This window comes from Mucilaginibacter sp. 22184 (assembly GCF_052045695.1).
In the GTDB taxonomy this organism is placed as follows: Bacteria; Bacteroidota; Bacteroidia; order Sphingobacteriales; family Sphingobacteriaceae; genus Mucilaginibacter.
Genome location: NZ_JBQEPI010000002.1, coordinates 456777 through 470046, shown reverse-complemented (window position 1 = coordinate 470046; position 13270 = coordinate 456777). Strand labels below are relative to the sequence as shown.

Annotated in this window: 10 protein-coding genes; 7 read left to right on the top strand and 3 right to left on the bottom strand. The window is 44.7% G+C overall.

Annotated features, from left to right (window positions below):
• Positions 1-74: 74 nt before the first annotated feature.
• From ACTJKG_RS06985 to ACTJKG_RS06975, 3 genes are all read right to left on the bottom strand, one after another.
• The gene (locus tag ACTJKG_RS06985; protein WP_440738757.1) at positions 75-1103 is read right to left on the bottom strand and encodes a cytochrome d ubiquinol oxidase subunit II; all 1029 of its coding nucleotides are present in this window, start codon (positions 1101-1103) and stop codon (positions 75-77) included.
• A 12-nt stretch (positions 1104-1115) separates the two neighbouring features.
• Positions 1116-2423 (bottom strand): cytochrome ubiquinol oxidase subunit I, encoded by a 1308-nt coding sequence (locus ACTJKG_RS06980; protein ID WP_440738756.1) that lies wholly within the window; start codon positions 2421-2423, stop codon positions 1116-1118.
• A 251-nt stretch (positions 2424-2674) separates the two neighbouring features.
• Positions 2675-3706 carry a LacI family DNA-binding transcriptional regulator gene (locus ACTJKG_RS06975; RefSeq protein ID WP_172333057.1) on the bottom strand — a complete coding sequence of 344 codons (1032 nt, stop codon included), beginning with the start codon at positions 3704-3706 and terminating at the stop codon, positions 2675-2677.
• Positions 3707-3836: 130 nt separating this feature from the next.
• On the opposite strand from ACTJKG_RS06975, the gene ACTJKG_RS06970 reads away from it, so the two are divergent.
• The 7 genes from ACTJKG_RS06970 (at position 3837) to ACTJKG_RS06940 (ending at position 13173) form a co-directional block, all read left to right on the top strand.
• Complete coding sequence (locus ACTJKG_RS06970) at positions 3837-5315, top strand: xylulokinase (RefSeq protein ID WP_440738755.1); 1479 nt, start codon at positions 3837-3839, stop codon at positions 5313-5315.
• A gap of 89 nt (positions 5316-5404) precedes the next feature.
• Complete coding sequence (gene xylA / locus ACTJKG_RS06965) at positions 5405-6733, top strand: xylose isomerase (RefSeq protein ID WP_440738754.1); 1329 nt, start codon at positions 5405-5407, stop codon at positions 6731-6733.
• Positions 6734-6785: 52 nt separating this feature from the next.
• Positions 6786-8486 (top strand): sodium/sugar symporter, encoded by a 1701-nt coding sequence (locus tag ACTJKG_RS06960; protein WP_440738815.1) that lies wholly within the window; start codon positions 6786-6788, stop codon positions 8484-8486.
• A gap of 243 nt (positions 8487-8729) precedes the next feature.
• Positions 8730-9929, top strand: coding sequence for a mannonate dehydratase (gene uxuA, locus ACTJKG_RS06955; RefSeq protein ID WP_440738753.1), 1200 nt, complete (start codon positions 8730-8732; stop codon positions 9927-9929).
• A 138-nt stretch (positions 9930-10067) separates the two neighbouring features.
• On the top strand, positions 10068-11477 hold the full coding sequence (uxaC, locus tag ACTJKG_RS06950) for a glucuronate isomerase (protein WP_440738752.1): 1410 nt from the start codon (positions 10068-10070) through the stop codon (positions 11475-11477).
• The gene (locus tag ACTJKG_RS06945) at positions 11477-12517 is read left to right on the top strand and encodes a PfkB family carbohydrate kinase (protein WP_440738751.1); all 1041 of its coding nucleotides are present in this window, start codon (positions 11477-11479) and stop codon (positions 12515-12517) included. The genes uxaC and ACTJKG_RS06945 overlap by 1 nt, the downstream gene beginning before the upstream one ends.
• Positions 12514-13173: a bifunctional 4-hydroxy-2-oxoglutarate aldolase/2-dehydro-3-deoxy-phosphogluconate aldolase gene (locus ACTJKG_RS06940; protein WP_440738750.1), complete on the top strand. Its 660-nt coding sequence runs from the start codon at positions 12514-12516 to the stop codon at positions 13171-13173. Before ACTJKG_RS06945 ends, ACTJKG_RS06940 begins: the two co-directional genes overlap by 4 nt.
• Positions 13174-13270 lie beyond the last annotated feature (97 nt).

Below are 13270 nucleotides of genomic sequence, written 5' to 3'. Positions count from 1 at the left end.
AAGAATCTATTCTTAGACGTGCATGACGACTATTAGATTCTTCGCTGCGCTCAGAATGACAGGTTTAAGAGAAATTAATGTTCTTCAACAGTTTCATTGCCTTTCTTCTTAAAACTATAATACAAATATCCCAACGCCGGGAGTATGAATAGGCTGCCTATAAGCAAACCTACGCCCAGGTCGTCGATAGATTTGCCTGTGGCGTGATCGGTAAGCAGCGACATGGAACTGCCATCCTTAAAGATCACAAAACGGGGGAAACGGGTATGGCCAACCGAAATGAGGATCATGCTTACCTGGAACGCGGCCAGCACCCTGATCCATTGTTTGTTCTTTTTGTCGGAGATAATAAACCATAATAATACCAGCGATAGCGTAGCGGCGATAACAGCCGTCAGACTCAGTAGGTTACCAAATATCCAGTCGGCCAGGTGCACATGTTCTACATACGACGCCAGGAATACCAATGCGCCCAGTATCACGGCAGCTATGTTCATGGCTTTGGCTTTTTTGATAAAGCGTTTCACGTCATATACTTCGGGGCATTCGCCAATGAGGTAAATGGCAGCCAGGAAGCCGCAGAGGGCTACGGTGAAAAATCCGACCGAAACCGAGAACCAGTTCAACCAGCTGAAAATATAGACACCTGCAAATGTTTTTGCTGTGGGGGCTATCTGGCCGGATAGGGCACTACCCGCGATGATACCCAGGAACATAGGCGTAACAAAGCTGGAGTAAACAAATATATGATTGTAAAAGCCCTGCGTTTTCTCGTCCTTAATGGCATCATAATTCCGGAAAGCGAATGCCGTTCCGCGGGCTGTGATACCCAATAGCATAATGAGCAGGGGGATGTGTAGGTAAACGCACATTTCGCTGTAAATAGTGGGGAAACCCACAAACAGGATCACTACGGTAATGATGAGCCACATGTGGTTAGCCTCCCATATGGGGCCGATAGCCTGGTAGCTTGTTTTGCGGGTGCGGTGCTTATTATCATTGGAGGTAAAAAGCTCGATGATACCCGCGCCAAAATCGGCCCCGCCTAACAGAAAGTACAGCGTAATGGAGGCAAATAAAAACAAAATAACTACGTACAACATATCTTTATGGGCTTAACGGTCATACAATTCGGGCACCATTTGTATTTGTCTTTTCAGCAGGAAAATAACAAATACACTCAGCGTAAAATAAATAAAGGTAAACAGGTAAAAGGAGTACTGGATACCCGGCATCGGCGTAACCGCCTCGCTGGTACGCATAACCCCTTGTATTATCCAGGGTTGGCGGCCCACTTCTGTCACCGTCCATCCGGCTTCCAGGGCGATAAAACCGGCAGGCGTAGCCCAGATAAACATTTTCAGGAACCAGCCTTTAGTAAACCAGTCCTTCTTTTTCCATAAGGCAATAAAATACAATACCCCGATCAGCATCATCAGCATACCAAAACCAACCATGATCTGGAATGCATAGTGCGTAACGGCTACAGGAGGCTGGTTTTTAACAGGGATCTTATCCAGGCCATTAACCGGTTCCTTGAAATTATCATGCACCAGGAAGCTCAGTAAACCAGGTATCTCTATCCCATAATTTACTTTTTTAGCCGCTGTATCCGGTATGCCGCCGATAACCAAAGGTGCATAGCTTTGTGTATGGAAATAAGCCTCCATGGCGGCCAGTTTGGCGGGTTGCCTTTTGGCGGCGCCCTTGGCAGATATATCACCGCTTAAAGGCTGTAAAATGGCCGCCGCGGCACCAAATACAATGGCTATTTTAAAGGCCTTACTATGAAAATGCACATTACGCTTGCGATGGATCATGAGGGCATGGATACCCGCAACCGCGAAACCCGTGGCCGAGAACGCGGCGATGGTCATGTGAAGCGACTCAGAGAACCAGGCCTCATTAAACATGGCTTTCAATGGGTCGATATTAAGGTATTTGCCATTTACGAAATCGAAACCAGAGGGACTGTTCATCCAGGAATTGGCCGATACTACGAGTATGCCCGATGCGATACCGCTGATGCCTACTACAATGCCCGTAACCCAATGGAACCAGGTATTGAGCCGGTTCCAGCCGTAAAGGAAAAAGCCCAGGGCTATCGCCTCGATAAAAAAGGCTACCCCTTCGAGCGAAAAGGGCATACCGAATATGGGGCCTGCATGTTTCATAAAACCCGGCCAAAGGAGGCCCAGCTCAAAGGATAACATAGTGCCAGAAACAGCGCCTGTAGCAAAAAATATAGCTACTCCTTTACTCCAGGCTACGGTAATGTTTTTGTAAACCGGATCGTGGGTTTTGATCCATTTGTAGTGTGATATGGCCATAAAAACGGGCATCACCATACCGATGCAGGAGTATATGATATGAAAACCTAACGATAAGGCCATCTGCGACCTTGCTGCAATAAAATCATCCATATGCGTAATACTAAATAATGGCTGAATTTAAAGCTATAATGTAACAAAATCGTGAAGATTTACTAATTGATATTAAATATAAAATATACTTTTTAAGTGTAATTGGTTGGATTAGTGCGTAAAATTTAGTAAACCTCACCTAGCCCTCTCCTTTGGAGAGGGCTTTTGATTAGCATAGTGCCCCATAAAAGCACCTAACTGAATTAGTAGGATTTTAAAAGTCGACCCTTTGGGGAGATTTAGAAGGGTGTTTACCCGTTCCGTTTCGTCGATCCCCTGATGATCAATTCCGGTTTGATGCTGATGATCTTTGGTTTGGTGGTGGTATCGTTATTGCCTATTTCCTGAAAAAACAAATTGGCCACGGTATTGCCCATATAAATACTAAACTGATCGATAGTGGTTATGGACGGACTGGTAATCTCCGAAAAGCTTTCATTAGCGTAACCGCATATACCCAGCTCCGATGGTACTTTGATACCCATGGCGTTGGCCACGTCCAATACACCTAATGCCGAGAAATCGGATGTGGAGGCAAATATGGCATCCGGTGGCTGGGGCAGGCTCAGCAGTTTGCGGGTTCCCAGGGCGCCCAGTTCTTTTGTCCATGCATTTTCCACAATCAATTCCTCTATTACGGGTACATTGTATGCCTTGAATGCTTTCAGGTAGCCTTCCTTACGTTGTTTAAAAATGCTCAGATTTTGAGGTCCTTCCAGCAGGGCTATTCTTTTATAACCACCTTCAATGAGGTGGGATACCGCTTCGTATGAAGCCTGAACATTATCATTGATCACCTTGAGGGTTTCCAGCTCTTCGGCCACACGGTCAAACTGGATAAGCTGAATGCCATGATCCAACACATTTTGCAGGTGCTGGTAATCATTACCATCGGCCGATACTGATATCACGATACAATCTACATGCTGATTGATGAGCGTATTGACACACTGCACCTCCTTGTCGTGATCTTCGTCCGATTGACAAATAATCAGGTTATAGCCTTTCTGATAGGTGATTTCTTCGATACCAGCAATCACGTTCGAGAAAAAATTCTGGTTAATGCGGGGTATCACTACGCCAATGGTTTTTGACTGACCCTTACGCAGGTTAGAGGCCAGCGTGTTCCGCTTATAATTGAGCTCGTCGGCTGTTTTAATGATCAGCTCCTTGGTTTTTTCGTTCACCTGGCTGCTGTTATTTAGTGCCCGTGAAACGGAAGAAGCGGTAATGCCCAGTTTTTCGGCAATATCATAAATGGTGGTACGTTTTACTTTCTTCATTACAAAGTGCAAGTTGGAAAAAATATTTTACGCAATCGATTGTAATTTTAAATATTTATTTAATTTCGTCTCGTTAAGTTACCAAAAAATAAACACACCCTAATTATTCACGTCATAACCATCTAAAAGTATGTTGCTATTAGGCATCGATATAGGTACGTCTTCGGTTAAGGTGAGCGTTGTTGACGCGGCCACCCAAAAAATATTGGCCTCGGCGCAATACCCGGATGAAGAATCGCCCATTAAAGCTTTATACCCAGGCTGGGCCGAACAATCGCCGCAAATGTGGTGGGAGCAGGCGCAGCAGTCCCTGGAACGCTGCCATGCAAAAAATGCCTACAACCCGGCAGATATTGCCGCCATTGGTATTGCCTACCAAATGCACGGCCTGGTGCTGGTTGATAAAGATCAAAATGTATTGCGCGATAGCATTATCTGGTGCGATAGCCGTGCCGTTGAAATTGGCGATAAAGCTTTTGCCGCCATAGGAGAGGAGTATTCTTTATCGCACCTGCTCAATTCGCCCGGTAACTTTACGGCATCTAAACTGGCCTGGGTAAAGGAAAATGAGCCCGAGATCTACAGTAAGATAGATAAGATCATGCTTCCCGGCGATTATATCGCTATGAAACTTACTGGCGAGATCACCACTTCGGTATCGGCATTATCGGAGGGTGTATTTTTTGATTTCAAAGCTAATGGTATTTCTAAAGAGATCATCAATTATTTTGGTTTTGATGAAAGTCTTTTCCCGGTGATCAATCCTGTATTTTCTTCGCATGGCACCTTATCGGCCGCTGTGGCAGAAAAACTGAAATTGAAAGCTGGTATTCCGGTAGCTTATAAATCGGGTGATCAACCTAATAATGCCCTGTCCTTAAATGTGCTTAATCCGGGTGAGGTGGCAGCTACGGCAGGTACTTCGGGCGTGATATATGGTGTGAGCGACGAACTAACCTATGATCAGCAATCGCGTATCAACACTTTTGCCCATGTTAATTATGCCGAAGAGCAAAAACGCTTGGGTGTGTTGTTGTGTATCAATGGCACAGGCAGCCTATATCGCTGGGCCAAATACAATTTTGGGACAGGACTAAACTATACCCAAATGAACAACGAGGCTAAAAAAGCACCATTGGGAAGCGATGGTCTGCAGATATTACCCTTTGGAAATGGCGCCGAGCGCATGCTGAACAACAAACAGGTAGGCGCCCACATTCAAAATATCGACCTGAACCTGCATACACAAGCACATATTTTCCGTGCAGTGCAGGAAGGCATTGCCAGCGCGTTTCGTTATGGCCTGGATATCATGCGCAGCAACGGCATGAATCCAACGGTTATCCGCGCGGGCAAAAGCAACTTGTTCCTGAGCGAACTGTTTACCGAAACGTTCGTAAATGCCACCGGCGTACCCGTAGAACTGTATAATAACGATGGTAGCGTGGGGGCAGCCTTAGGCGCTGGTATCGGTGCAGGCATATACAAATCGCCAGCTGAAGCTTTCAGCAATGCCAAAGCTATACAATTGATTGAACCCTCAACCCAACAATTTGAACCCATTTACCAGGAATGGAAAGAACTTTTAAGCTTAAAGCTGAAGGCATAAAGCCAAAGGCTAAAAAAGAAAAATTCAAAAATCAATAATTAAAACAAATCACTAATTCACTAAATCAGTAATTCAATAATTAAAAAAATATGAGCATCGTAACCGGAGAAAAACAGTTTTTTAAAGAGATAGGACAGATCAAATATGAAGGAACGCAATCGGATAATCCGCTGGCATTCCGTTGGTATGATGCGGATAGGGTAGTGGCCGGTAAAACCATGAAAGATCATCTGCGTTTTGCCTGCGCGTACTGGCATTCGTTCTGCGGTACCGGTGCCGATCCGTTTGGCGGCCCCACCCACGTATTTCCATGGGATGAAAAAGCCGATGCGGTTGAGCGTGCCAAGGATAAAATGGACGCGGCTTTTGAGTTCATCACCAAAATGAACCTGCCGTACTACTGCTTCCATGATGTGGATGTGGTTGATTATGGTAACGACGTAAATGAAAACGACAGGCGTTTACAGGCTTTGGTGGACTACGCCAAACAAAAACAAGCCGCTAGCGGTGTAAAACTGCTTTGGGGTACCTCAAACCTGTTCAGCCACAAAAGGTATATGAACGGCGCTTCCACCAATCCCGATTTTCATGTGCTGGCTCATGCAGGCGCGCAGGTTAAGGCCGCCATCGATGCCACCATTGCTTTAGGCGGCGAGAACTATGTTTTCTGGGGTGGTCGTGAAGGTTATATGAGTCTGCTGAACACGGATATGAAACGCGAGCAGGAGCACTTTGCCCGTTTTTTACATACGGCTAAAGATTATGCTCGCAAACAAGGCTTTAAAGGAACTTTCTTTATTGAACCAAAACCTTGTGAGCCAACCAAGCACCAGTATGATTTTGATGCGGCTACCGTTTTGGGCTTTTTGCAGAAATATGACCTGCTCAACGATTTTAAACTGAACCTGGAGGTTAACCACGCCACACTGGCTGGTCATACTTTCCAGCATGAATTGCAGGTAGCTGCCGATTCAGGTTTATTAGGTTCGATAGATGCCAACCGGGGCGATAACCAGAACGGCTGGGATACCGACCAGTTCCCGAACGATATCAACGAAGTAACCGAATGTATGCTGATCATCCTGGAAGCAGGCGGTTTCCAGGGCGGTGGTATCAACTTCGACGCAAAGATCCGTCGCAACTCAACCGATCCGGCCGATCTGTTCTACGCGCACATTGGTGGTATGGACATTTTTGCCCGCGCTTTAGTTACTGCTGATAACATTCTGCAAAAATCAGACTATAAAAAGATCCGCAAAGAAAGATATGCTTCATTCGATACCGGTTCTGGTAACGATTTTGAAACAGGAAAGCTATCTTTAGAGGATTTGCGTAACTATGCCATCGCTAATGGTGAGCCTAAAACCATCAGCGGCAAACAAGAATATTTAGAAAATTTGATAAATCGCTATATATAGTTTATAATTGTCAATCTAACATATTAAAACCAACTTAACCAAAACAATGAACCTGAAAACCCTCTCGATCGGCGATTATGCTGTATTCTTGATCTACTTTGTATTAGTCGCCGGCTATGGCTGGTGGGTATATAAGCGTAAACACAACGCCGATGCCACTTCAAAAGATTACTTTTTGGCCGAAGGGTCACTGACCTGGTGGGCTATCGGTGCATCGCTGATCGCTTCCAATATATCTGCCGAGCAGTTTATCGGAACCAGCGGATCGGCATTCAAGATGGGTTTGGCCATATCAACTTACGAGTGGATGGCAGCAATTACACTGATCATTGTAGCGGTATTTTTTATCCCGGTATATCTTAAAAACAAGATATTCACCATGCCGCAGTTTCTGCACCAGCGGTATAACGGTACGGTGGCTATGGTAATGGCCATATTCTGGCTGTTGCTGTACATCGTAGTTAACCTGATGTCGATATTGTACCTGGGCGCTTTGGCTATCAGCGGTATATCTGGTCTGGATATCCATTTGTGTATCTGGTTGCTGGCTATATTCGCGGTGATCATTACCCTGGGCGGTATGAAGGTAATTGGTTACACCGATGTTATACAGGTTGCTGTATTGATACTGGGAGGGTTGGTTGCAACTTACCTTGCGCTTAATAAACTAAGCACTTTTACCAATACACCTGGAATTATAAGCGGCTTTAAATCGATGTATAGCGAGGCGAATGATCACTTCCACATGATCTTCAAAAAGGATAACGCTAACTATATGGATTTGCCGGGTTTAACCGTGTTAATTGGCGGTATGTGGATCACCAACCTTAACTATTGGGGCTGTAACCAGTACATTACGCAAAGGGCATTGGGCGCAAATCTTAAAACAGCCCGTGGCGGTATCTTATTCGCCGCATTCCTGAAATTACTGATGCCTGTTATCGTAGTATTGCCCGGTATCGCGGCTTATGTACTTTATCAAAAAGGTATGTTTCACCAGGAAATGCTGAGTGCATCTGGTGTAACCGACCCTAATAAGGCTTACCCTTCTTTACTAAACCTGTTACCAGGTGGCTTAAAGGGACTTTCTTTTGCCGCTTTAACGGCAGCAATCGTGGCTTCCCTGGCTGGTAAAGCAAATAGTATTGCCACCATATTTACATTGGATATCTACAAAAAAGCCATTAATCCGGCAGCTGATGATAAAAAATTAGTGAACTTGGGTAAATGGTCGGTAGTGGTAGCTATGTTTTTGGGTATACTTTTATCAGAGGTGATCGGTAACGCCTTAATGGGCGAAGGCAAACAAGGCTTCCAGTACATTCAGGAATATACCGGTTTCGTATCTCCGGGTATATTTGCCATGTTTATTCTGGGTTTCTTCTGGAAAAAAGCGACATCAAACGCGGCTATGTTCGCTACTATTGGCGGCTTTATCATGTCGTGCTTCTTTAAACTGTTACCGCGTTTTGCCGATCTGAGCTTCCTGTCGCCTTATGGCTTCTCGAAACTGGCCCTGCAGGACGATAAGGTTACCAAGCTTTATGAGATACCGTTCCTTGACCGTATGGGTTTTGTATTTGTTATTTGCGTTGTAGGTATGTATATCATCTCAAAAATTGACGGCGCCCGCGGTGTTAAAACCAATGGCCTGGAAATTGATGGATCGATGTTTAAAACATCCCGTGCGTTTACTGCTGGCGCTTTGATAGTTACAGGTATTGTAATAGCGCTTTACTCTATCTTCTGGTAGAAATTATTTTTCAACATATGGTAAAAGGCGGTGGATCAGATGATCTGCCGCCTTTTGTGCTTAAATAGTTTTATTAATAGCTAAAACGTTATATAATTTAGTTAAGGGTTAAATGTATCTTGCCAATAAGCCGCATCCGAAAACGTTTGCGTGGATTTGTTTTGATTAACCGTTCCAACTTGTACAAAATGATGTGTAATTTGCCGGTCACAACAAACCTTTTATATACGATACCATCAATCCATGGTTAATAATTTAGAACAAACATTTCGCTGGTTTGGGCCTTCCGATCCGGTTACATTAACAGCTATCAGGCAAACTGGTGCTACGGGCATAGTTACATCGCTTTATCACATCCCGGTTGGCGAGGTGTGGAGTTTAGACGAGATCAACCAACGCAAAAATATTATTGAAGATGCCGGGCTTACCTGGTCGGTAGTAGAGAGCGTTAATATTCACGAGAGTATCAAAACAGCCTCGGCCGATAGAGATAAATACATTGCGAACTATGTAAGTACGTTGAAAAACCTTTCGCTGGCAGGTATCAATATTGTATGTTACAATTTTATGCCGGTGCTTGATTGGACACGTACCGATCTGGATTTCCTGTTACCCAACAAAGGAACCGCGCTGAGGTACGATGCCAAAGCACTGGCCGCTTTTGACCTGTATATCCTGGAACGTGAAGGTGCCGAAAATGATTTTACTGCCGAACAACAGCAAGCTGCAAGAACATATTTAGACAGCATCAGCGCCGAAGAAAAAGCCCAACTGATCGATAACCTGATGGCTGGTTTACCGGGTACCAATAAAGTATTAACTATCCCGGAGTTTAAAGAGCATTTAAAACGCTACGCCAATACTGATGCTGTTGCATTGAAAGCCAATTTGGGTTATTTCCTGAAGGGCATTATTCCCGGCGCCGAAGCAGCCGGAGTGAAAATGTGTATCCACCCGGACGACCCGCCGTTCCCGATACTGGGATTACCACGTGTGGTTTCCACAGAACAGGATCTGGTGGATGTGGTTAATTTTAGGCTATCGACAAGTAATGGCCTAACCTTTTGTAGTGGTTCATTGGGTGCCAGACCTGATAACGACCTGCCAGGCATCGTAGAAAGGTTAGGCGAGCATATCCACTTTTTGCATTTACGCAATGTACAGCGCGAGGATGATGGCAGCTTTTACGAGGCGGAGCATTTGAACGGCAGTACAGATATGTACGCCGTGATGAAAAATATTGTTTTAGAACAGCAAAAACGCCAGCAACAAGGCCGCGCAGATGTGGCTATACCCATGCGCCCGGATCATGGTCATAAACTGCTGGACGATTTTAATTATAAAACCTATCACGGCTATTCGGCCATTGGCAGGTTAAAAGGGCTTGCCGAACTGAGGGGATTGGAAATGGGAGTAAAACGCTCATTGTTCGATAAAGCATAATTTATAGCCTCACCCCGCCCTCTCCAAAGGAGATGGTTCGAAAGTGAAGTTAAAGTCCTCTCCTTTGGAGAGGATTTAGGTGAGGTTAAATAAGGTATAATTATAAACTTAAAAAGCAGTTTACCTGCTTAGCTACTAATGAAGAATTTTTTAGATCAGGATTTTTTATTAAATACCAAAACGGCGCAGCGCCTGTACCATGAATATGCCAGCCAGCTGCCTATTATTGATTATCACTGTCACTTACCGCCCGACCAGATAGCCCAGGATATTAATTTTAATAACCTCACGCATGCCTGGCTTTACGGTGATCATTACAAATGGCGGGCTATGCGGGCCAATGGTGTTAATGAAGCTTATATCACCGGTAATAAAAGCGACCAGGAAAAGTTTGCAAAATGGGCCGAAACAGTGCCTTACACTTTGCGTAATCCATTATATCACTGGACACACCTGGAATTACAGCGCTATTTCGGTATCCATGACCTGCTTTCACCGGCAACTGCTCAGCAGATATATGATGAGTGTAATGCCAAACTGAAAACTCCTGAATTCAGCATCCGCAATATCCTGAAAGGAAAGAATGTGGAAGTGGTTTGTACTACGGATGATCCGCTGGATAATCTGGCCTTTCATCAGCAGATCAAAAAAGATGGTTTCGAAATAAAAGTACTTCCGGCTTTCAGACCAGATAAAGCGATGAATGCTGATGATCTGAACGCGCTGAATCAATATATCGATCAATTGCAATCGGTTAGTAATGTTGATATTGCAAGCTATGATGATTACTTAAAAGCTTTGAAGATCCGTCATGATTATTTCGCGGCTAATGGCTGTACCTTATCAGACCATGGTTTATCGCATATTGATGCTGATGATTATACTGATGCTGAAATAGCCACGATTTTTTTAAAGATCAGGAGTAAAAAAGTTTTATTACCATTGGAGATATCCAAGTTTAAATCGGCTATGCTGTACCAATTTGCTTTGTGGGATCATGAAAAAGGTTGGGTGCAGCAATATCACCTGGGTGCATTGCGTAACAACAATACCCGTGGCTTAGCCAATTCCGGCCCGGATACAGGCTGGGACTCCATTGGCGATTTTAAGCAAGGTGTTACCTTATCCAAGTTTCTAAACCGGCTTGATGCTGATAATAGGCTGGCGAAAACGATATTGTACAACTTAAATCCATCAGATAATGAGTTGTTTGCCGCGATGACGGGTAACTTTAACGATGGTTCCGTTGCCGGTAAGGTGCAGTTCGGTTCGGCATGGTGGTTTTTGGATCAAAAGGATGGGATGATCAAACAACTGAACGCGCTGTCAAACATCGGCCTGGTAAGCAGGATGGTGGGTATGCTTACAGATTCGCGCAGCTTTTTATCCTTCCCAAGGCACGAGTATTTCCGCCGCCTGGTTTGTAACCTGTTTGCCGAAGATATAGAGAATGGCGAACTGCCAAACGATATAGAATGGACTGGCAAGATAGTGCAGGACATTTGCTATTATAACGCTAAAAACTACTTTAATTTCGATAAGCAGTAATGAGTAATTCTTTCAATAACGGATCAGCTAAAGGCAGTATACTTTCGTTTGGCGAATTGCTACTCCGGATATGCCCGGACGCGGGTGGCGAATGGCTGCACGAAAACCAGTTGCCATTTTTTGTAGGCGGTGCCGAGCTGAATGTGGCTACTGCTTTAGCTTTATGGGGGCTGCCATCGGCTTATTTTACGGCTTTGCCCGATAATGCTTTATCCACACAGATCCTGGATTTCCTGCAGGATAAAAATGTGGATACAACGCCGGTTTATAAGGGTGGCGATAGGATAGGGCTGTACTATTTAACCCGCGGAAAAGATATCAAGAACAATGCGCTGATCTATGACCGGGCTAATTCGGCCTTTGCCGGTTTAAAACCCGGACAGGTGGATTGGGATAAGGTGCTTGATTGCGTAAGCTGGTTTCACTTTAGCGCTATCTGCCCGGCTATTAGTCAGGATGTGGCTGATGTTTGCGCCGAGGTGCTGGAAGCGGCATCTGCACGAAACATCACCATATCGGTCGACCTTAACTATAGGGCGCGCCTTTGGCAATACGGTAAACAACCTATCGACGTAATGCCACAACTGGTAAAATATGCCGACCTGATCATGGGCAACATCTGGGCTGCCGAACGGATGCTGGGCATACCGGTTGAACCCAATGTAACCGAATCGGGTCAAAAAAGTATTTACCTGAAGGAGGCTCAAAAATCATCAGAAACCATTATTGCGCAATTTCCAAAATGTAAGGCTGTAGCCAATACATTCCGTTTTGATGCTGGCGAGGGGATAAACTACTACACGGCTTTGTACGATGGTGATAAACTGCACAGCTCAAAACAATATGATACCGATAAGGTGGTGGATAAAGTAGGCAGCGGCGATTGTTTTATGGCTGGCCTCATCTATGGCTTTTACAGTGATCTTGATCCGTTGGAGACACTGGAATTTGCCACCTCGGCTGCCTATCAGAAATTATTTATAGAAGGTGATGCAACCCATAAAACGGTTCAACAAATCATAAACGCTATTAAACCATGAGCAAAAAAGATATTGTACTGAATGCCATATTAAACCAGGGATCATTACCACTCTTCTTTTATGAAGATGCGCAAGTAAGCCTGGAGATAACCCGAACCTTGTACAGGGCGGGCATTAGGGTATTTGAATATACCAACCGCGGCACCGCGGCATTGGCCAATTTTATTGTGCTGAAAAAGGCGCAGCAGGAAGAAATGCCCGATCTGCAATTGGGTATCGGTACCATAAAAACCGCTTCTGAAGCAACCGCTTTTATAGCTGCCGGAGCCGATTTTATTGTAGCGCCGGTAATCAACCCCGAAGTAGGGGCTATAGCCAAACAACATGATCTGTTATGGATTCCCGGGTGTATGACGCCGACCGAAATTAATACCGCCCAGCAACATGGCGCGGCATTGATTAAGCTGTTTCCAGCTAATATTTTGGGGCCAGAGTTTATGTCGTCTATCAAAGATCTGTTTGCAGGTCAGTTATTCATGCCAACAGGTGGGGTTGACTTGAATATCGACAGCATCAGTACCTGGTTCAAAGCCGGTGTTTGCGCGGTGGGCATGGGAAGTAAGCTCATCAGCAAAAAAGTACTGGACGACCGCTTGTATGAGCAACTTTACGCAGACACTATCAAACTCGGTGAACTGGTGTCAAGTATCAAGTAAATAACAATGTAGTATCAAGTAGCGAGTATCACGATTTAAATGCTTTGTAGATATATACCAAAGGGTGTCTTGATACTTGATACTCGCTACTTGATAC

What these genes read in the sequence shown, in the direction of transcription:
- ACTJKG_RS06985 (WP_440738757.1), bottom strand. Translation starts at nt 1,103, where the DNA reads ATGTTGTACGTAGTTATTTTGTTTTTATTTGCCTCCATTACGCTGTAC.
- ACTJKG_RS06980 (WP_440738756.1), bottom strand. Translation starts at nt 2,423, where the DNA reads ATGGATGATTTTATTGCAGCAAGGTCGCAGATGGCCTTATCGTTAGGT.
- ACTJKG_RS06975 (WP_172333057.1), bottom strand. Translation starts at nt 3,706, where the DNA reads ATGAAGAAAGTAAAACGTACCACCATTTATGATATTGCCGAAAAACTG.
- ACTJKG_RS06970 (WP_440738755.1), top strand. Translation starts at nt 3,837, where the DNA reads ATGTTGCTATTAGGCATCGATATAGGTACGTCTTCGGTTAAGGTGAGC.
- xylA (WP_440738754.1), top strand. Translation starts at nt 5,405, where the DNA reads ATGAGCATCGTAACCGGAGAAAAACAGTTTTTTAAAGAGATAGGACAG.
- uxuA (WP_440738753.1), top strand. Translation starts at nt 8,730, where the DNA reads ATGGTTAATAATTTAGAACAAACATTTCGCTGGTTTGGGCCTTCCGAT.
- uxaC (WP_440738752.1), top strand. Translation starts at nt 10,068, where the DNA reads ATGAAGAATTTTTTAGATCAGGATTTTTTATTAAATACCAAAACGGCG.
- ACTJKG_RS06945 (WP_440738751.1), top strand. Translation starts at nt 11,477, where the DNA reads ATGAGTAATTCTTTCAATAACGGATCAGCTAAAGGCAGTATACTTTCG.
- ACTJKG_RS06940 (WP_440738750.1), top strand. Translation starts at nt 12,514, where the DNA reads ATGAGCAAAAAAGATATTGTACTGAATGCCATATTAAACCAGGGATCA.